This is a genomic window from Alteromonas lipotrueae (genome assembly GCF_019249255.1).
GTDB classification, from domain to species: Bacteria; Pseudomonadota; Gammaproteobacteria; order Enterobacterales; family Alteromonadaceae; genus Alteromonas; species Alteromonas lipotrueae.
Map to the genome: position 1 here is coordinate 109,433 of NZ_JAESDJ010000010.1, position 20,967 is coordinate 130,399.

At 45.4% G+C, this 20,967-nt stretch carries 19 protein-coding genes; 2 read left to right on the forward strand and 17 right to left on the reverse strand.

All coding sequences use genetic code 11. From position 1 onward, the window contains the following. Positions 1-19 precede the first annotated feature (19 nt). Entirely contained in the window at positions 20-1,489 is a 1,470-nt protein-coding gene (guaB, locus tag KYS23_RS14490) for an IMP dehydrogenase (protein WP_013783293.1), read from the reverse strand. A gap of 100 nt (positions 1,490-1,589) precedes the next feature. Here guaB and xseA point away from each other — a divergent pair, with 100 nt between their 5' ends. Further along, complete coding sequence (xseA, locus tag KYS23_RS14495) at positions 1,590-2,945, forward strand: exodeoxyribonuclease VII large subunit (RefSeq protein WP_159532178.1); 1,356 nt, start codon at positions 1,590-1,592, stop codon at positions 2,943-2,945. Positions 2,946-2,955: 10 nt separating this feature from the next. Next, positions 2,956-4,134 (forward strand): hypothetical protein, encoded by a 1,179-nt coding sequence (locus KYS23_RS14500; RefSeq protein WP_159532180.1) that lies wholly within the window; start codon positions 2,956-2,958, stop codon positions 4,132-4,134. 250 nt (positions 4,135-4,384) lie between these two features. Here the strand turns inward: KYS23_RS14500 and der are convergent, their stop codons facing one another. The 16 genes from der to sufB form a co-directional block, all read right to left on the reverse strand. Next, a complete protein-coding gene (der, locus tag KYS23_RS14505; RefSeq protein ID WP_218419159.1) occupies positions 4,385-5,830 on the reverse strand; it encodes a ribosome biogenesis GTPase Der in 1,446 nt (481 codons plus the stop codon). A 163-nt stretch (positions 5,831-5,993) separates the two neighbouring features. Next, positions 5,994-7,250 carry an outer membrane protein assembly factor BamB gene (gene bamB, locus KYS23_RS14510; protein ID WP_159532184.1) on the reverse strand — a complete coding sequence of 419 codons (1,257 nt, stop codon included), beginning with the start codon at positions 7,248-7,250 and terminating at the stop codon, positions 5,994-5,996. 31 nt (positions 7,251-7,281) lie between these two features. After that, positions 7,282-7,902 (reverse strand): YfgM family protein, encoded by a 621-nt coding sequence (locus KYS23_RS14515; RefSeq protein ID WP_159532186.1) that lies wholly within the window; start codon positions 7,900-7,902, stop codon positions 7,282-7,284. Positions 7,903-7,914: 12 nt separating this feature from the next. After that, on the reverse strand, positions 7,915-9,195 hold the full coding sequence (gene hisS, locus KYS23_RS14520; protein ID WP_159532188.1) for a histidine--tRNA ligase: 1,281 nt from the start codon (positions 9,193-9,195) through the stop codon (positions 7,915-7,917). A 77-nt stretch (positions 9,196-9,272) separates the two neighbouring features. After that, a complete protein-coding gene (ispG, locus tag KYS23_RS14525) occupies positions 9,273-10,391 on the reverse strand; it encodes a flavodoxin-dependent (E)-4-hydroxy-3-methylbut-2-enyl-diphosphate synthase (RefSeq protein WP_013783286.1) in 1,119 nt (372 codons plus the stop codon). Between the two features lie 8 nt (positions 10,392-10,399). Next, positions 10,400-11,455 (reverse strand): RodZ domain-containing protein, encoded by a 1,056-nt coding sequence (locus tag KYS23_RS14530; protein WP_159532190.1) that lies wholly within the window; start codon positions 11,453-11,455, stop codon positions 10,400-10,402. A gap of 8 nt (positions 11,456-11,463) precedes the next feature. Further along, complete coding sequence (gene pilW / locus KYS23_RS14535) at positions 11,464-12,492, reverse strand: type IV pilus biogenesis/stability protein PilW (protein ID WP_218419161.1); 1,029 nt, start codon at positions 12,490-12,492, stop codon at positions 11,464-11,466. 24 nt (positions 12,493-12,516) lie between these two features. Then, positions 12,517-13,635, reverse strand: a complete 1,119-nt coding sequence (rlmN, locus tag KYS23_RS14540; RefSeq protein WP_159532194.1) for a dual-specificity RNA methyltransferase RlmN — start codon at positions 13,633-13,635, stop codon at positions 12,517-12,519. A 481-nt stretch (positions 13,636-14,116) separates the two neighbouring features. Then, the gene (gene ndk / locus KYS23_RS14545) at positions 14,117-14,548 is read right to left on the reverse strand and encodes a nucleoside-diphosphate kinase (RefSeq protein ID WP_013783282.1); all 432 of its coding nucleotides are present in this window, start codon (positions 14,546-14,548) and stop codon (positions 14,117-14,119) included. 212 nt (positions 14,549-14,760) lie between these two features. Further along, complete coding sequence (locus KYS23_RS14550; RefSeq protein ID WP_218419163.1) at positions 14,761-15,171, reverse strand: SufE family protein; 411 nt, start codon at positions 15,169-15,171, stop codon at positions 14,761-14,763. 16 nt (positions 15,172-15,187) lie between these two features. Beyond that, the gene (sufT, locus tag KYS23_RS14555) at positions 15,188-15,721 is read right to left on the reverse strand and encodes a putative Fe-S cluster assembly protein SufT (protein WP_159532196.1); all 534 of its coding nucleotides are present in this window, start codon (positions 15,719-15,721) and stop codon (positions 15,188-15,190) included. A gap of 23 nt (positions 15,722-15,744) precedes the next feature. Continuing rightward, entirely contained in the window at positions 15,745-16,101 is a 357-nt protein-coding gene (locus KYS23_RS14560) for a HesB/IscA family protein (protein ID WP_126873140.1), read from the reverse strand. A 9-nt stretch (positions 16,102-16,110) separates the two neighbouring features. Beyond that, positions 16,111-17,328 carry an aminotransferase class V-fold PLP-dependent enzyme gene (locus tag KYS23_RS14565; RefSeq protein WP_218419173.1) on the reverse strand — a complete coding sequence of 406 codons (1,218 nt, stop codon included), beginning with the start codon at positions 17,326-17,328 and terminating at the stop codon, positions 16,111-16,113. Next, entirely contained in the window at positions 17,325-18,581 is a 1,257-nt protein-coding gene (sufD, locus tag KYS23_RS14570) for a Fe-S cluster assembly protein SufD (protein ID WP_159532200.1), read from the reverse strand. The genes KYS23_RS14565 and sufD overlap by 4 nt, the downstream gene beginning before the upstream one ends. After that, entirely contained in the window at positions 18,578-19,339 is a 762-nt protein-coding gene (sufC, locus tag KYS23_RS14575) for a Fe-S cluster assembly ATPase SufC (RefSeq protein ID WP_126873137.1), read from the reverse strand. The genes sufD and sufC overlap by 4 nt, the downstream gene beginning before the upstream one ends. A gap of 3 nt (positions 19,340-19,342) precedes the next feature. Further along, positions 19,343-20,779 (reverse strand): Fe-S cluster assembly protein SufB, encoded by a 1,437-nt coding sequence (sufB, locus tag KYS23_RS14580; RefSeq protein ID WP_129739519.1) that lies wholly within the window; start codon positions 20,777-20,779, stop codon positions 19,343-19,345. Between the last annotated feature and the right edge of the window lie 188 nt (positions 20,780-20,967).

A 20,967-nucleotide genomic window follows, 5' to 3' on the forward strand; every position in this document is an offset into this window, starting at 1 on the left:
GTTATATCTTGTCGCGAATCTAGCCTAGACGGTAGTTCGGTGCTTCTTTAGTAATGCTAACATCATGAACGTGTGACTCGCCCATACCTGCCGATGTAACACGAACAAACTGCGCTTTTGTGCGAAGTTCATCAATACTGCCACAGCCAGTAAGCCCCATGGCTGAGCGTAACCCACCCATTTGCTGATGGATGATGTTCGCAATAGGCCCTTTATAGGCTACGCGGCCTTCAATACCTTCAGGAACAAGCTTTTCCGCATTGTTTGATTCTTGGAAGTAACGGTCAGATGAACCGTGGTTTTGGTTCATTGCGCCTAGTGAGCCCATACCGCGGTAAGATTTAAAGTAGCGACCTTGATAAAGCTCAACTTCGCCTGGCGCTTCTTCTGTGCCCGCTAACATGCTGCCTACCATTACGCAACTTGCACCAGCAGCTAACGCTTTCGCAATGTCACCAGAGAAACGAATACCGCCATCTGCAATCACTGGAATGTCGGTACCTGCAAGCGCGTCTACGGCATCAGATACCGCAGTAATTTGTGGTACCCCACAACCGGTAACAATACGGGTAGTACAAATTGAACCAGGGCCTATACCTACTTTAACGGCATCAACGCCTGCATCAGCCAGTGCTTTTGCACCATCACCTGTTGCTACGTTACCTGCAATAATCTGGACATCAGGATAATCACTGCGCACTTTCTTGACGCGATCGATAACGCCTTGTGAGTGACCATGAGAAGTGTCGATAAGTAAAACATCCACACCGGCTTCAACTAAAAGTTGAATGCGCTCATCAGTACCTGGCCCAACGCTAACGGCTGCACCAACCCGTAATCGACCTAATGAATCTTTACAAGCATTCGGTTTATTTTCGGCTTTTTGAAAATCTTTAACCGTAATAAGGCCGGTAAGCTTGAAAGCATCGTCTACTACAAGAATTTTTTCGATGCGGTGTTCATGCATAAGATCGAGTACTTGATCTGAACTTGCACCTTCTTTTACCGTAACTAAGTCATCTTTGCCCGTCATCACATTACTGATAGGCAGTTCTAGACGTTTTTCGAAACGTAAATCACGACCAGTAACAATACCAATTAAATTATTTTGATGATCGGTTACCGGAAAACCAGAATAACCTAGGCGCTTAGAAAGGGTAATGACTTCGCCGATAGTGGCGTCTTTAGCAACCGTAACGGGGTCTGAAACCACGCCACTTTCGTACTTTTTGACTTCACGAACATGCTTTGCCTGCTGCGCAGGTTCCATATTTTTGTGAATAAAGCCGATACCGCCCTCTTGAGCAAGTGCAATCGCTAGGCGTGCTTCAGAGACGGTGTCCATCGCCGCAGATACCATAGGGATATTTAACGTGACACCACGAGTTAGACGAGTTTGAAGTTTGGCAGTATGTGGAAGAACTGTCGAGTGGCCGGGAACCAGCAACACATCGTCGAACGTCAGGGCTTCTTGGATGATTCGTAGCATGCAACAACACCTATTCAGTTGAGGGTTAATTGCGGCGCAATTGTAGTGTTTTTTAGATTTCAGGTAAACTCTATTTTATTAAACCAGACGATTTTTTCTTATGTTTACATCTTCACCCTCTACATCGCGACAAATTTTAACAGTTACTAAGCTAAATCGGCTCGCTCGAACCGTGCTTGAAAGCGAAGTGGGACTTATATGGTTATCCGCTGAAATATCTAATTTTGTGAGTGCCGCTTCCGGTCATTGGTATTTCACGTTAAAAGATAACAAGGCACAAGTGCGCGCTGCCATGTTTAAAAATACAAACCGCGCTGTGAAACAGCGCCCTAAAGAAGGCGATAAGGTGCTCGTAAGGGCATCGGTAGGTATTTACGAAGCACGTGGCGACTACCAGCTTGTAATAGAGCATATGGAGAGCGACGGCGAAGGTGCCCTGCAGCAAGCCTATGAAGCGTTAAAAGCAAAACTCAACGCTGATGGTTTGTTCAGTATCGAACGTAAGCGCCCAATGCCTGAGGTTATCAATCGTATTGGTGTTATTACCTCTTCAACAGGCGCAGCACTGCATGACGTACTTAGTGTATTGAAACGCCGTAGCCCACAAACTGAAGTCATTGTTTACCCTTCTATGGTGCAAGGTGAAACCGCGCCTAATCAGCTTATTAACGCCCTTCGCACTGCGAATAAACGAAATGAAGTAGATGCACTTTTGCTAACCCGTGGTGGTGGCTCATTAGAAGATTTATGGTGTTTTAACAATGAAAACCTTGCTAGAGAAATTGCCGAGTCGCAACTACCGTTAATCAGCGCCGTTGGGCATGAAGTTGATTTTACTATTGCTGATTTTGTTGCCGATTTACGCGCCCCTACCCCTTCGGCGGCCGCGGAAATATTGAGCCAAGACACGAACGCGCTCAGTGAGGGCTTTGTTCAATATAAGCAACGCTTAACCCGTGCTATGCTGCAAAAACTTAGTCATTTAGCTCAGCAACATAAACTTCAGCACCAACGTTTACAGTCAGTACATCCGCAAAGCAAAATACAAAATCAGTGGCAAGCCCTCGACAGACTACAATTGCGTTTAAGCCATGCTATTAACAATAAACTCGCTATCGAAAATAAACGGTTTGAGTATGTCGATAATCGCTTTGCGCGACAAAACCCAACGGAGCGAGTGAATCAAGCTAAAGCGCACATGATACAAACCCATAAAGCGCTATGTAACAACATGAAGCAGTTAGTAAATAGTAAACAACAGGCATTTGCTGCAAAAGTGGGTTTATTGCAGTCGGTTAGCCCGCTTTCTACATTGTCGCGAGGCTACAGTATTACTATGTCAAGTGGAGAGGCAGTTACCTCTGTAAATACCGTCAAAGAAAACGATATACTTATGTCTCGAGTGACTGATGGTGAAATAACCAGTAAAATAGTGGAAATTCGTCGTCATCAATAAAGGTTGGCCTTTGTTTCCTATTTCTTCGCGTTCAGGCTGGTTGCTACTTGCTCTAGCCTCTTTATGCGCACCGGCAGTTTATGGTCAGCAACAGGCGGGATTGCCTGAGTTACCGGTGTTGCCCGAAACGTCATCTTTATCGGCACCTGTACCTGAAGCTCCTACAATAGCAATTTCTCTGGCGGTGTTTTCTACTTACCCCAGTGAAACCCTTTTGGATACCTGTGGCGATACAGAGGCCACACAGGGGTGTATTGAAGATACCATTACCCCAGAAGCATTTATCTCTTCACTGATAGCAACATCTTGGTTCACTGAGATTAAACCTTTCGGTAATGACTCAGACTATGAACTGCTGATTGCTAACGTGGCTAAACAAGATGAAACTTCCAGTATAAGTGAAGCGCTAAGTGAAAAACCTAGCGAAGAAAGGCACTTCACTGAATTAACGCTGCAATGGCGAGGAATAGAGATTGATTCTTTGGTTATTACCAGTCAAGTGAATAGCAATGAAACGCCAACAGAGAAAGCCATAGAACCGCTACTATCGTGGTATAAGCATGTTATCGAAAGCGAACTGTTCACCCCAAAGTTTTTATATCATGCGTTAAACGCGAGCGATTACGGCAACCATCTAAGTGTGCCGGAGTCTTTGGGTGATTTCACCAGACTTGATACTCAGCTGTACCCAGACCCCTTCAAAGGCTCAATTACAAGGTATACCCATCCTTCTTTTGAAGATGCGTTAGTTGATGTAACGGTTTATCCCATTTTGGCGAAACTAGACACGAATGCGCAAAGTAATAAAGCGAATACGGTGAACACTATCAATACTGAAAACTCAGCCCGCACCGACGCTTTACTTCATCAACAATTAGATGAAGACTGGAATAAAGCTGACCACGTTGCCAGCGCGCGCAATTTAACCTTATCTCAACCCCAACCAATATCGCCTTTTAATGTGAAGGGGCTTGCTAATGGATGGCGACTAGCCCTTAAAGCTGACTCGCCAGTAGACGATCCTATCTTCGCGACCACCTATGTGTTTACGCGCAATGATAAAATAGTGAAAGTGGCTACCACCTTCCCTAGTGACTTCTCCGACGACTTAGCAAATGAACTCATTGCGCATATCTCAGTGCCAGAAGAATCTATGCTTATGCAGCAAGTTCGCGCCATGCTGAAGTAGAAAACACCAGCAATAGTGCAGCGTGAAGCCTTCCTTATGCAAAGCACCTTATAGACAGACTGTTGTGATCAGCCCTTTAAAAGCGCTTAGCGAAACATAAATAAATGCACTCTACCTTCACTTAAAACAAAAAAGGTCGGTGCTAATAATAGCGCCGACCTTTTTTATATGTTTGGAATAGTAACGTTTCAAAACCCGCATGTCGCCATTATCCAAAACGCTTAGTTACCGAACTTGTATCAACGTTCGGCTACTTCTTCTTACTATGATAAGACAGTAAACGCTTACGTTTACGTTCTTGAGTAAGAGTGAGCTTATTCTTTTTGCCTTCAAACGGGTTCGCCCCTTCCCTAAATTCGATGCGTATAGGCGTGCCCATCACCTGAAGCGCTTTACGGAAGTAGTTCATCAAGAAGCGCTTGTACGACGTAGGTAAATCGTCAACTTGGTTACCGTGAATAACAATCACCGGCGGGTTATAACCTCCAGCATGGGCATATTTCATTTTGACCCGACGACCGCGCACTAGCGGCGGTTGATGGTCATCTTGAGCCATTTCCATAATCTGCGTAAGCATGGAGGTATTAATACGCTTAGTGGCGCTTAGGTAAGCTTCTTGTACTGACTCAAATAAATTACCTACACCGGTACCGTGCGTTGCAGATATAAAGTGTAAACGTGCAAAGTCAATAAAACCAAGACGGCGATCGAGTTCGCGTTTTATATCGTTTTTAATATCTGTGCTCAATCCGTCCCACTTATTCACAGCAATCACCAGTGAGCGGCCGGAATTTAACACAAAGCCCAGTAAGCTTAAGTCTTGATCGGTTATACCCTCACGAGCATCAATAACCATCAGCACGACGTTTGCTTCGTCAATCGCTTGCAAAGTTTTAACAATAGAGAACTTTTCAACCGCCTCATTCACTTTTCTGCGTTTACGAACTCCTGCGGTATCGATAAGAATATATTCACGCTCGTCACGTTCCATCGGAATGAAAACGCTATCGCGGGTCGTGCCTGGAAGGTCATAAACTACAACCCGTTCTTCACCCAAAATTCGATTAGTTAACGTAGATTTACCCACGTTAGGCTTTCCAACTATGGCCAGTTTAATAGGCTGGTCTTGAAGGCGCTTAAGTTGCGCTTCCGCATCAAGCTCTTCTTCATGCGTTTCCTCAACAATGCGCATGTCAGGAAAAGAGGCTTCAAGTGGCACTAACGCATCTTGCAGTAATTGGCTTACGCCACGCCCGTGGGCCGCGGCGATTTGTTTAACGGTGCCTAAACCCAGCGCGTAAAAGTCTGCGCTTTCGCTATCGCCATCAATGCCGTCAACTTTATTCGCGACGACAAAAACTTGCTTGTTAAGGCGGCGAATGTGTTCAGCAATACCTTGGTCTGCCGGCAATAAACCTGCTCTGGCATCAACAAGTAGTAATACTACATCGGCTTCTTCAATGGCTAAAAGAGACTGCTGCGCCATTTCAGCATCAATACCTTCTTCGTCACCCGTGATACCACCGGTATCCACCACGATGAATTGGCGCTGCTCAAACTTAGCCTGACCGTACTTGCGGTCACGGGTAAGCCCTGGATAATCAGCGACCAGCGCATCACGTGTATTAGTTAAACGATTAAACAAGGTGGACTTACCCACATTAGGGCGGCCTACCAAAGCAACAACGGGCAACATGTATCAAATCCTAAAGGAAAAAAGCTAAAAAACACAAACCGCAAGTAAGCATAGCTTACTTGCGGTCAGAGTGTGATTGGGCATTATACCTGTTTAGGTATGATGCGTCAGCCTAACAGAAGATATTAGGCCAACAATCCAACAAATTATGTTGTTGAACAGGCTATAACGTAGAAATGGCTGCCACTACGCCGTTACGGGTCATGGTTACTACCACACCGTCAACGTTTAATGGTGCATCGTATATAGCATCGTCTTCATCATCGCCGCCTACATCGACGCGAGCCACTATTTGGCCAGTTTCTTGTTCAATCCAATGAACGAAGCCCCAGTTGTCACCCACAACAATATGTTCACCCACTGGCGTTGCAGCAGTAACAGAACGAGACTTCAAGCCACCTTGTGACCAAAGTTCTACACCGTTTCGTCTGTCTAGTGCGTAAATATTGGAGTTGTTATCTACAACAAAAATACTGTTACCTTCTATACTCAGGTTGCGATACGAGCCGTACTCACGCTTCCAAATAATACGACCACTTCGCAACTCTACTGCTGCCAGTGTGCCATTGTAGGAAACCGTGTAAATGGTGCCACCAAAAAGCACAGGTGTGGTATCAAGGTCAACAATACGTTCTAACTCTGTCGCGCCCGTTGGCGTGGCAATGACCGTTTCCCAAGCAAGAATACCTGAATCGAGTAGGTTAACTTGCAACTTACCGGTAGGCGTTCCAATTAAGGCGCCGCCGTTTGCCGCCACTGGGCCCGAAATACCACGAAGGGTTAATGGAGGTGTATCACCTTCATGTCTCCATAGTTGCTCGCCAGTACGAGTATCAAAACCAAACAAGGTGCCCGCACCCGTGTTAACAACTAAAATACCTTCGTCTGCAGAAGGCGCTGCTAAGACTTCGCCAGGAATAGACGCTTCCCACTTGGTTTCGCCTGTTTCGTAGTCAAGTGCCATTACAACGCCATTTTCTGTGCCTACAAACAACAATCTGTCGGCAACGGATATTCCGCCAATACGCGCACTTGCTCCACTACGCCAAAGGCGAGCAATGGAGTCCCACCAGCCGTCACCTTCAAATACGGCGAAGTCACGTTCCCATAAAACATCACCGTTCTCTGGGTTCATAGCGACAACGCTGCCATGGCGATCAGCGGCATAAAGGTTTTCGTAAGCATACACTGGGCGAAGGCGAGAGAAGTAATGATCGACACCGTCGCCGATGTCTCTGTCCCATTTTACTGACGGCGTAAACTTCGCTTCGATTGGTTTCAAACGGCGAATTTCTAGCTCTTCTTCATCTGCAAACCAATCAGAGACGGTAGAACAACCGGAAAGCGTTACAGAGATGGCCAATGCCATGCCCATCGCCCGAGCAAATCGGCCCTTACGGCCACACGTATTGTGAAACAAATTGCTTACCTCTTTATTTTTATGTACCAGCTTATTGGCCCGCAGCAACGGCTAAGTTGTCTAACTTCATTTGCAATAACGGGTTGTTGGCATTTTTTTCTAGCGCACCTGAGTAGGCTAAACGAGCATCATCAAATTTGCTTTGTTGCTGATATACATCACCTTTCAGTTCAGATACTTCAGCAGCAAATGCTTCGTTCGTAATATTGCCTAGCGTAGACAACGCTGCGTCTAGCTGGTTCATTTCAATTTGAACTCGAGTTAAACGAATAGCGGCTAGCGCTTTTAATTCTTCATTTTCAGCAAAGGTAACCACACGGTTTAGGTGTGATGCTGCGGCGTCAAACTCACCAGCATCTACTGCTTGTTTGGCTGCCAAGAGGCTAGCAATACTGGCGTAGCCTGAGTCTTCGTTTGCATTAATAAAGGCGGTAATTTTATCTGCGCTACCTTCTTCACCATAGGTTTCCACTGCATTTTGGTATTCTACTGATGCCGCTTCTTTGGTTGCCATCTGCGTATCAGAGTAGTAACGCCAGCCCCAAAGTCCACCTAACCCCAATGCTGCACCTACAATAATGGCGGTACCGTGCTCTTTCCAAAAGCGTTTAATCGCTTCTACTTGTTGGTCTTCTGTTGCGAATTGTTCCATGATTTCCTCTTATTATGCGTTCAGCAGGTCGGCAATGGTGCTCGACAACGCATCAAAAGCGATTGTCTGTTGCTCTTGACCATCACGTAACGGCTTTACTGCCACTTCACGTGATTGCATTTCTTGTGACCCTAACAACAAGGCAAAACTTGCCCCTGTTTTGTCAGCGCGTTTTAATTGTTTTTTAAAGTTTCCGCCGCCACAGTGCATCATCACCCGCACACTAGGCAATGTATCACGAAGGTGTTCTGATACTTCTAAGGCATAAGCCTGAGCATCATCGCCCATCGCGGTAACATACACATCAGCACTGCTAGAATCTAGTGCATCTTCACTTAACGTGGTAAGTAAAAGTACTAAACGTTCCATACCCATGGCAAAACCTACCGCAGGTGTAGCTTTTCCGCCTAGCTGTTCTACCAAACCATCATATCGGCCGCCCGCACAGACTGTACCTTGCGAACCTAAGCTTTCGGTTACCCACTCAAAAACGGTGCGATTATAATAATCTAGCCCGCGCACTAAGCGTGGGTTGATTTCAAATGCAATACCTGCTTGTGTTAAGCGTTCGCATAAGTTATCGAAATGGGTTTTAGATTCTTCATCTAAGTGATCTAGCAATGATGGCGCATCAGCAATGGCTGCTTGCACATTCGGGTTCTTGCTATCAAGTACACGAAGTGGATTTGACTCTAACCGGCGAAGCGATTCTTCATCAAGCTTATCTGCGCGTTCTTTCAAATAGCTAATTAAAGTTTCACGGTAGGCCTGACGGGCTTCGTTTGAACCTAATGAGTTAATTTGCAAGGTAACGTGCTTTTCAATACCAAACGCTTTCCATAGTCGAGCGCTTAATAAAATCACTTCCAAGTCGATATCAGGCCCATCTAGGCCGTAGGTTTCAACACCGAACTGGTGGAATTGGCGATAACGCCCTTTTTGCGGACGTTCGTGGCGGAACATTGGCCCCATATACCACAAGCGCTGCTGTTGGTTATACAACAAGCCATGCTCATTACCGGCACGCACCGTGCTGGCAGTACCTTCAGGGCGAAGTGTTAAACTGTCGCCGTTTCTGTCTTCAAAGGTATACATTTCCTTTTCGACAATGTCGGTCACTTCGCCAATAGAGCGTTTGAACAAGTCGGTACTCTCTACAATAGGCGTGCGAATTTCTTGATAGCCATAGCTGGCCACCACTTGACGGAGTACAGATTCTACTTTCTGCCATGTACCGGATACTTCCGGCAGGCAATCATTCATTCCGCGAATTGCCTGAATAGTCTTAGCCACGTGAAATTCTCATACTGCTAAATAGTGAAAAGCCCCGCATTATAGGGGCTTTGAAGATAAACAACAATCGTACAGGCTTAGTCTTTCACCGATACCTGTATTTTGTTAGCTTCGCTCATGCGGGTTGCCTTGGCACGAATTCTTGCTTCAAGCTTATCGATAAGGTCATCATTGGCCAATCGCTCTTTCACGCGTTTACCATCTTCGTATAACCCGCTCATGTTTCTGGCGCCCGTTAAGCCTAAGTCTGATACCTCAGCTTCTCCAGGACCATTCACGACACAGCCGATAATAGAGACATCCATAGGCGTAAGAATATCTTCAAGGCGTTGCTCTAACGCATTTACCGTACCGATAACATCGAACTCTTGTCTTGAACAACTTGGGCACGCGATGAAGTTAATGCCACGAGACCGGATTCGGAGCGACTTTAAAATGTCGAAACCCACTTTAATTTCTTCGACCGGATCGGCAGCCAGTGAAATACGAATAGTATCACCGATACCCTCTGCCAAAAGCATACCTAGACCAACAGAGCTTTTTACTGCACCGGCACGTTGACCGCCCGCTTCAGTAATACCCAAATGAAGTGGCTGATCGATTTGCTGAGCTAATAGTCGATAAGCCCCCACCGCCAGAAACACATCAGAGGCTTTAACACTCACTTTGAATTGGTCGAAGTTAAGCTTATCGAGTATATCTACATGTCGCATGGCCGACTCAACCAAGGCTTCAGGCGTAGGTTCGCCATACTTTTCTTGTAAGTCTTTTTCCAGCGACCCGCCATTTACGCCAATACGAATGGGGATATTCTTGTCTTTGGCACAATCAACCACAGAACGTACACGCTCCATATTGCCGATATTACCTGGGTTAATTCGCAAGCAATCAACACCGTACTCCGCCACTTTAAGCGCAATACGATAGTCGAAATGAATATCGGCCACTAAGGGCGTGCTAACTTGTTTACGAATCTCTTTGAATGCTTCAGCAGCGTCCATGGTAGGTACGGAAACACGAACAATCTCACCTCCTACAGCGACAATACGATTAATTTGATCGACCGTGGCAGCCACGTCAGTGGTACGCGTATTCGTCATAGATTGAACGGCAATGGGCGCACCATCGCCAATAGGAATATTACCTACATTAATACGCGTGGACTTTCTGCGTTTGATAGGACTTTCTGCAAACATCTAATTACCTACATAGGAAGCGAGAATCGCGCTATCTGGCCATTTTGAAAGGCCGTGATATCCACGGGGTCGCCATTAACTGATATACGTACATTATCCGGTTTGCCGAGTGTAACTGCAACAGGAGGCACACCTTGAATTTCCATAACACGGCCAGATTGCTTAACACCGTAAGCAATTGCCTCACCGGTTGCGTCTTTTATGTTCACCCAACAATCATCATCGAAGGTAAATGTCATCGATATGGGCACTGCCCCACTTTGACTGCCGGTGTCCGAAGAATTGTTAGTAACTTGGCTACCTAAACGGATTTCGCCGGAATCTGAATTGCTCACCAATGCGGTCAGGTTATTACTTTCGTTAATACCTGCTGACGGCGGCAAGCTTTCATCATCTGTATTACCGCTATTAGGTTGGCTATTGGTTGGTGAAGGTTCAAAGCTGCTGTTTCCGTTACTGGTGAAGTTACCATTACCAGATTGAGGAAGCGCAGCACTACCAGTATCAGTAGCTGTATTAGTATTTGCGCTGTTTAACGCACCTGAACTGGTGTGGTTAGTTGCTTCGGGGATGGGGGTGTTAGCAGCTTCTTCTTTAATTTCGTCAAGATTAGGCGCTTCAACGATAGCTTCATCACTTGGTTGCTGAACCCACCACACAACAATGCCACCGATTATCAGTAACAAAATAATATAGGTAACCATCATCCAGCGATCGTCGTGTGTCTGTTTTGCGACACGACGAGAGAAACTTTGTAGTTTTGCCGGTGGTTCAACACTTGTATGATATTGCTCAAAGGCAGCAACAACGTGTTCGGCATTTAATCCTAGTTGTTTCGCGTAGTTTCTTACGTAGCCTTTTGTAAAAGTAATAGAGGTGGTTTTATCCACAGCATCTTCTTCCAAGGCATTGATTTGAGAGACTTTCAAGAAAAGCTTATCAGCGATTTGTTGCTGCGTTAGCCCTAGCGATTCCCGTCGCTCCTGAAGCATTTTACCTGGGCTTGGCACGGTAGACTCTTGTGCTAAACCTGCTTCCTCAGTCGTTTGTTGTTCTGACACCATTCGACTTCCTATTCCCCTTGCATGTTGTGTGGTACTAACCAAATCTTCATACCGGCAAAAATCGCGCCAGCATTTTCAATGTTGTTCCACTCCTTCAGCGAGGTAATTTTAATGTTATGCTTTAGAGAAATACGATAAAGGTTTTCGTTAGCCTTTACTATGTGGAATTGCGCTTGCTGAGAAGGCAACCCTGATTTTGTTTCTGTTTCTGCGTGTGCTGAGTGAGATACTTTGTCAGCGTTAGTATCTTCCCCTTTTACTTTTCGTTCAACCTGTGGGGCATGCTGCGCAAGAATATTCTTATATTCCGCTGTATACGGGCTGTCAGGAAATAAGGTTGATAAGTTATACCCCACTTCTTTTGCCCCTTCCCAATCGCCTGTCCCTTGGTGTATTTCAAATGACAGCCATAAGGAATCGGGAGAAGGTTTAGCAACCCGTTGGTATTTGTCTAACGTGTACTTCGCTGATGTCCACTGCTCGGTGGCAACATAAAGCTCTGTCAGTAAATATAAACTTTTAGCACGCAACGGCTGGTGTTTGAGTGCACTTTGAAAATAGGTAATAGCATCATCAGTATTACCTTGGCTTTGTGCACATAGGGCGAGATTTTCGTAGGTTTCTGCTGAATTAGCGTATTGTTGATTACTCACGGCCTTAAGAAAGTACTCTTTAGCGCCGTCGTAATCACCGTCTTGGCACTTGAATGCACCGTAGCTGTTTGCGATATCACCGTTGTTTGGTGCTAAGGACATTGCTGTTTGATATAGATCATCGGCTCGCTTTGCGTCCCCCACCAGTTGGTAATAATACGCGATAGCATAGTTGACCTCAGCTGAGCGCGGATCGTATTCAAGCGCTTGATCTAAATTCACTTTGGCTTGTTTATAATTATTGTTTTTAAGGTAGGTTAACCCTAAAGACATACGAGTTTTAGCAGCTTCCTGGCGATCAAAGTTACTATTGTAACTGCCTGGTTGCGAGTTGCTTACGCATCCCGCTAAAAAGACGACAGCTGCTATCAATCCTATTCGCATGTTATTACCCTAATATCTTAATGATTATTGGGCCATTTTTACCGAAATCGCTTCGCCCTTCACCTGTTTTTTTAACAATCGTTTGGTTCTGTCTACAACATCACCCACTAATTGCCCACAAGCAGCATCTATATCATCACCACGAGTTTTGCGTACAACGGTGGTAAACCCATAATCCATAAGAACTTTTGAGAATCTATCGATACGCGAATTGCTTGAACAAAGGTACGGTGAACCCGGATAAGGGTTAAACGGAATTAAGTTAATTTTACTTGGTGTATCTTTCAATACTTTCGCTAATTCATGCGCTTGGTCGGTACTGTCGTTAATGTGTGAAAGCATAACGTATTCAACCGTCACTCGGCCTTGGTTAGCTTTCGATTTTTCAAGGTAACGGCGCACACCAGCCAAAAAGGCTTCAATATTGTATTTTTTATTCACCGGCACAATTTCATTACGTAGCTCATCGTTTGGCGCATGCAATGAAATCGCTAAAGCCACGTCGATTTGATCACCAAGCATATCAAGTGCAGGCACAACACCTGAGGTACTCAAGGTCACGCGGCGCTTCGATAAACCAAATCCGAAGTCATCTAACATGATGTTCATAGCTGGCACCACGTTTTTAAGGTTAAGCAAAGGCTCACCCATGCCCATCATGACTACGTTAGTAATAGGACGTTTACTGGTATCTTTCGATAAACCAAGGAAAGTCGCTACTCGCCATACTTGACCAATAATTTCACTGACGCTCAAATTACGGTTAAAACCTTGTTGAGCGGTAGAGCAGAACGTACATTCAAGGGCGCAGCCTACTTGTGACGATACACAAAGCGTTGCACGGTCAGCTTCTGGGATCCATACCGTCTCCACTTCCTGACCGCCCTCAAGCGCTAACGCAAACTTAATGGTGCCATCGCTAGCTTCTTGGAAATAGGCAATCTCTGGTGCTTTCACTTCACAGTGTTCTATCAACATTGCACGCAGGTTTTTATTCAGGTTGCTCATTTTCTCAAAATCGCTTTCGCCCTGCTGATAAATCCATTTCATTACCTGATCGGCACGAAATGGTTTTTCTCCTTTGTCTTTGAAGAAATTACGCAAGCCTTCGCGATTAAGATTTAACAAATTTGTCTTTGCCATAAAATGATGACCCTTTTACCTATTCAAAGCTATTGCCTTGTACTGCTAATATGATGACGCGAACGGACGTTAGGAAGTTCGAATCCACGTTGCTCTAAATCTACTTGAGTTATTAAGATGAAGCCTCGGGAGCCTCTATCGGAAGCCTCTAAATAACGAGTTACTCTTAAAGCATAAGTAGTGAAAAGCCGTTCACTTGTAGGACGTAAGCAGAAGAAATGCTGCTAAGAAAAACCTTACGCCCAAAACGGACAAAAGTCATAGACCAAAGCCGTTCAAAATTTGCGCGGATTTTACCATACTTGTTCAAGTAGAAAAAGCGTAACCCACAGACTAAATATAGGGTGTAACTTGCAATATTGTTGCCCCATCTTGACGGAATAAATCAAAGCCAGTAGCTGAACAATAAAGCTAAAAAAACAGACTTACAGAAACAAAAAACGAGGCCGAAGCCTCGTTTTTTAGATTCGGTCGTTTGCGATTAACGCGTACGAGGACAAATCTCTTCTTCAGAGAAGAAGTAAGCAATTTCACGTGCAGCTGATTCTGGTGCATCAGAACCGTGACATGCGTTTTCATCAATTGAAGCAGCGTAGTCAGAACGAAGTGTTCCAGCAGCGGCATCAGCTGGGTTAGTAGCACCCATAATTTCACGGTTTTTAACAACAGCGTTTTCGCCTTCAAGAACCTGAACCATTACTGGGCCAGATGTCATGAAATCAACTAGAGCGCCGAAAAAAGGACGTTCTTTATGTTCTGCGTAGAAACCTTCAGCTTGTTCTTTGCTCATGTGGATCATCTTAGATGCCACGATGCGAAGACCAGCAGATTCGAAACGGTTGTAAATTGCACCGATAACGTTTTTAGCTACCGCATCAGGCTTGATAATCGAAAAAGTACGCTCTAGAGCCATTGTTTTCTCCAAACAAATTTAAGTCTTATGAATTTTTGGCCGCGAATTATAGGCAATTATTAACGGCTTGACCAGCGGCGATTTCAACACCCCATGGCGCTCTACTACACGTGATAAAAGTGACACTATTATGACAGCGTTTATGACGCACTCGGCTTTGGACGCATATTACACTTAATTTTACCTAACGCCCGGCACCAAAATTTATATAACTAACTGTTTTCTTTAGCAAGATGTTGAATTTTTGCCACGATTGCACGAAGGCCATTTCCCCGAGTCGGCGTAATATGACGCTCCAAATCTAGCGCTTCGAAATAGCCATCAATGTCAAATTCAAGAATATCTTTCGGCGATTTATTATTGTACGCCGCTAAAACTAACGCCAATAAGCCTTGAACAATCACTGCGTCACTGTCTACTTCGAAGGTAATTTGGTTATTGTCGTAAGACTCAACCAGCCACACACTGCTTTGGCAACCTTTCACTAATCTATCTGGCGTACGCTTGTCTTCTGGCAAGCCTGGCACAGATTTACCTAAATCTATAATGTATTGATAGCGTTGTTCCCAATCATCGAAAAACGCTAAATCATCAATAATTTCTTCAGTAGACGGTAATGCCATGGATATTCCTGTGTTATTAAAAGAAAAGGCCCGCTTCTAGCTGCGCTTCTTCACTCATCATTTCTCGTGACCACGCTGGATCGAATACCAACTCAACGTTGACGGCAGTAACAAAGGGAACAAGTGCTACACGATATTCTACATCGCCTACCAATACTGGACCCATGCCGCAACCTGGCGCGGTTAGCGTCATATCAATATCAACTTCGCCACTATCTTGATCAACGTTAACCTTATAGATAAGCCCTAGCGATACTAAGTTAATCGGTATTTCAGGGTCGAAGATAGTTTCAAGCGCATCCCAGACCTGCTGCTCACTCACTTTGCCATCTTCAGGCTCGGCGAAGTTAAGTACTTGGGCTTTACGGCCAATCGCATCGGCATCGGTGCCGTCAATACGGTACATATTGCCACGCCACGTAACCGTGTAATTGCCACCTAAATCTTGCGTGATCGTAACAAACTCACCCTCTGGTATGGTTGCAGGGTTTCCTGCCGGAACAAGACGTGCTTTACACTCTCGTTCTGTCACCACCATCTTCTGCTTCATGCTATAACTTCTTAATATTGCAGTTAGCCAACGTTGAAGCTTTCGCCACAACCACACTCATCAACCACATTTGGGTTGTTGTACTTAATAATGCCGTTCACACCTTCAGTTACATAGTCAATTTCCGTACTACGTACTAGGTCTGCTGCATCTTCTGAAACCGCAACACGAAGGGTTGGTGAAATTTCTACAATTTCGTCGCCGTCTTTAGCGCTATCGGCAAAATCAAGTTCGTATGCATAACCGGTACAGCCACTTACACGGGTAGATAAGCGAATTAACTGACCCGGCTTGTCTTTAAGCTTGCTTTCAAAATGCTTAATGGCGCTGTCGCTCAAGGTAATAAGCTTTGTGCTAGGAACAAATGTTTCAACACTCATAGTGCCTCCTTAGGCCAACATCATTTTCGCTTTCTTAAGTGCAGCAAATAAGCTGTCCACTTCTTCAAGCGTGTTGTAAATTGAGAACGATGCACGAGCAGTGCCTGGAATACCAAAGCGCTTCATCAGCGGCTGAGCACAGTTATCGCCCGTTCTTATTGCTACGCCTTGCCTATCAAGAATAAATCCAATATCACCAGGGTGCGCACCGTCTAATAAAAAGCTTAAAACACCGACTTTATTAGGCGCTGTGCCAATTAAACGCATACCTTCAAAGGCAAGTGCTTGTTCAGTGGCGTAGTTTAATAGTGCTTGTTCATGGTTATGTAATGCGGCCATATCAAGATTTTTAAACCAATCAACTGCAGCACCTAAACCAATAGCACCTGCAATATTAGGTGTACCCGCTTCTAGCCGATTAGGTAACTCGCCCCATGTGGCTTCATGATAAGACACGTCTTTAATCATTTCGCCGCCGGTTTGCCATACTGGCCAGTCTTCTAGCACCGATTTACGGCCCCATAAAACGCCAATGCCAGTCGGTCCGAATAGCTTGTGCCCAGAGAAAGCGTAAAAATCGCAACCTATGTCTTGTACGTCAACGCCGCCGTGAGCAATGCCCTGCGCGCCGTCCACTAACACCCATGCACCTACTGCTTTCGCTTTTTCCGTTAGCAGTTTAATAGGGTTAACCGTACCTAATGCATTTGATACATGCGGAAACGCCACCATTTTAGTGCTAGGTGTTAAGAGTCTATCGAAAGCGTGGATATCGAGCTCACCGTTATCGAACACCGGCACAATATTTAATGTTGCGCCAGAACGTCGACACGCTTGCTGCCACGTAACCAAGTTCGCGTGGTGCTCTAGCTCTGTCACCATGACTTGGTCGCCTTCGCGAAGCAACTGCCCCAACCCGTTAGCCACAATATTAATGGCTTCAGTGGTACCGCTGGTCCAAATCACTTCTTCCCGCGCACTGGCGTTAATGAAGCCCGCTACACTCGTGCGCGCATTTTCATAACGACGAGTTGCTTCATCAGATAAATGATGAGCGCCGCGATGCACGTTCGCATTGGTGTTCGTATAGAAATCGACAATGGCATCAATCACCGCTTGCGGCTTTTGCGTTGTCGCCGCGTTGTCGAGGTAAACCAATGGCTTACCATCTACCGTTTTAGCAAGGATTGGAAACTGGGCGCGAAGCGCAGCAACGTCTAAGCTCATTTAACCTCCATGTGTGCAAAGCGCTCGCTTAGCACAGGAAGTAACCAATCGCGGATAGCCGCATTTGGCATATCGTTAATTAGCTCTTGTATGAAACCAAAGTTCAACATCACCAAGGCTTTACTGCGCGGAACACCACGAGTCAGCATGTAATAAAGCGCTTCACCTTCAATTTCTGCCACTGTTGCACCGTGAGCACAGCGCACGTCGTCAGCATAAATTTCAAGTTCAGGTTTGGTGTTGATAACACCGCGACGAGACAACAATAAGTTACGGTTGTTAAGCTCTGCCAAGGTCTTTTGTGCGTCACGGTGAATGTGAATACGGCCATTGAACACAGCACGGGCTTTATCACCCACAATCCCACGCGCATTTTCTTCTGTGGTGCCGTTAGGCATGGCGTGCTCAATGGTTGAATGTAAGTCGAATAACTCACCTTCAGCCAACAAATAAATCGCGTTCATTTTGGCGTTAGCAAATTCACCGGCATGATGCATATCTACATCTAAGCGAGACAACTCACTGCCATAGCCCACTAGGGTGCTATTTAAGGTTGAGCGGTCGTGCAACATAAAGTGACTACCACCAAGTTGTTTGGCGCTGCCTGTGAACATAGCAAAGCGGTAATGCTCCAAGTGCGCATCGTCAGCAATATCGTATTCTGCGAATGCTGTTGTAAGGCTATCGGTATCACCTGAACCTTGTTCAATGATAATCGCGCTTGATGCGTTACCTAGCTTAACCAATACGCGAGTATGGGCATCTACGTTCTTAGTCGCTAAATTCACTATGCGAATAGGCTTAGTTACTTTTGCGCCATCTGCCACATTAATGAAAACACCGTGCTGACAAAGTGCATCGTTAACGCGACCAAATAAATGGCGTGTTGGCTTCACTTGTCCGAACACACTCGCAATCGCTTGCTGTGTAGCCGCATCGTCAACGTTTAGCGATGTAATCACCATGCCTTCTGGCACGTCTAGCGTGTTAATTTGCGTAACTAACACACCATCGACAAACACGATATCTAACGCGTTTAAGTTATCGATGTTTGGCACAGGTACGCTGTCTGCTTGCGTGGCAATTGCAACGTTACGCTTTTCTACAGGCGTAAGTGGCGTATTGATCCAGCTTTCGTTACGGCGTTTCGGCCAACCATCGTTTTTTAATTGTGTTAAGGCCTGCTGACGCACGGGCGCCAGATAATCATCTAGCGCTGCCCCATCAATGACCTGTTCTAGCCATTGACTCATGCTTCAGCCTCCTCGTAGGCTTTACCTAAGAAGGCATAACCACTTTTCTCTACTTCTAGTGCCAGAGATGCATCACCACTTTTCACAATTTTGCCGTCGGCAAGAATGTGCACAAAGTCAGGTTTGATGTAATCAAGCAAACGTTGGTAGTGAGTCACTACGATAAAACTGCGCTCACCGTCACGCTGGCTGTTTACACCGTCGGCAACCACTTGAAGTGCATCAACATCTAGACCTGAGTCAGATTCATCAAGAATACAAAGCTTTGGCTCTAACAAAATCATTTGCATGATTTCGTTACGTTTTTTCTCACCACCAGAGAAGCCTTCATTAACACCGCGCTTTAAGAAATCTAGCGGCAATTGCACTTGCTTACACGCATCTTTGGCTTTCTTTAAAAATTCTGCAGCAGTAAGCGGGTCTTCGCCGCGCTGTTCACGCATGGCGTTTACAGACTCTTTCATAAATTCCATGTTGCTTACGCCTGGAATTTCTACTGGATATTGAAACGCTAAGAACAAACCTTCACGGGCACGTTCTTCCACTTCTAAATCGAGTAAATCTTTACCGTTCAGTGTCACTTCACCTTCGCTAACTTCATAACCATCACGGCCAGAAAGCACATAACCAAGGGTACTCTTACCGGCGCCGTTAGGGCCCATGATAGCGTGTACTTCACCTGGCTTAACTTCTAGGTTAAGCCCTTTAATGATGTTTTTCTCTTCTACGCTGGCATGTAAATTCTTGATACTAAGCATTGATTACCCCACTGAACCTTCAAGACTAATTTCGAGCAGCTTGCCGGCTTCTACGGCAAATTCCATCGGCAGCTCTTTGAATACTTCTTTACAGAAACCGTTAACAATCATGGAAACGGATTTTTCTGTGTCTAAACCACGTTGCTGGCACAAGAACAACTGCTCGTCGCTTACTTTCGACGTTGTTGCTTCGTGCTCAACAATGGCACTTGGATTTCTACTTTCGATATACGGGAACGTATGCGCGCCGCATTTATCGCCGATTAACAGCGAGTCACACTCTGTGAAGTTACGCGCGCCATCGGCACGAGGGCCCATCTGCACTAATCCACGATAGGCGTTGTTACTGTTACCCGCTGAAATACCTTTAGAGATAATGGTAGAGCGCGTGTTCTTACCAAGGTGAATCATCTTAGTACCGGTGTCGGCTTGCTGCCTTCCACGGGTTAACGCCACTGAATAAAACTCACCTACACTGTTATCGCCTTTCAGCACACAGCTTGGGTATTTCCACGTCACCGCTGAACCGGTTTCAACCTGAGTCCACGAGATTTTTGCGTTTTTATGGCAAATACCACGCTTGGTCACGAAGTTGTAAATACCGCCTTTACCGTTTTCGTCACCTGGGTACCAGTTTTGTACTGTTGAGTACTTAATAGTGGCATCATCCATAGCAACCAATTCAACCACTGCGGCGTGTAATTGATTCTCGTCACGCTGGGGGGCAGTACAGCCTTCTAGGTAGCTTACGTAACTCCCTTCTTCGGCAACAATTAACGTACGTTCAAACTGACCAGTGTTCATTTCGTTTATACGGAAATAGGTAGAAAGCTCCATAGGACAGCGTGTGCCTTTGGGGATATAAACAAATGATCCATCGGTAAATACGGCACTGTTTAATGCGGCAAAGTAGTTATCGGTGCGCGGTACTACTGAGCCGATGTACTTTTTCACTAAATCTGGGTATTTCACCAGCGCTTCAGAGATAGGGCAAAAGATAACGCCCGCTTCTTCTAACTTGCTGCGAAAGGTTGTTACCACTGAAACTGAGTCAAATACCGCATCTACAGCAACACCCGCTAGCATTTCTTGTTCATGCAACGGAATACCTAGCTTTTCGTAGGTACGCAGTAGTTCCGGATCGACTTCATCAAGTGACTGAGGCTTATCTTTCATACTCTTTGGTGCCGAGTAATAAGAAATGGCTTGATAGTCAATTTTAGGGTAGTCGACATGGGCCCAATCAGGCTCTTCCATTTCAAGCCACGAATGATACGCTTTTAAGCGCCACTCTAGCATCCACTCTGGCTCGTTTTTCATTGCTGAAATACGGCGAATTACTGACTCGTCGAGGCCACTTTCAAAAGTCTCAGATTCGATCTCTGAATAAAATCCAGCATCGTACTTTCTTTCTAACGCCTGTTCGATCTGTTCACTCATGTTGGGATCTCACTTGTTTGCCTGCGTTTGCTGCCTTCACTACTGGCCTCTCGGTCTTGCCAGTAAGTCACGTTGCCGTTTTAGCTATTCACGTATTTGCCAAAACGCATTTGCGATATTCTTATCGAATATCTAGACAGCCTAAAATTTTGGTGCCGTATTATATAATACCTGAGTATTTCACTCAA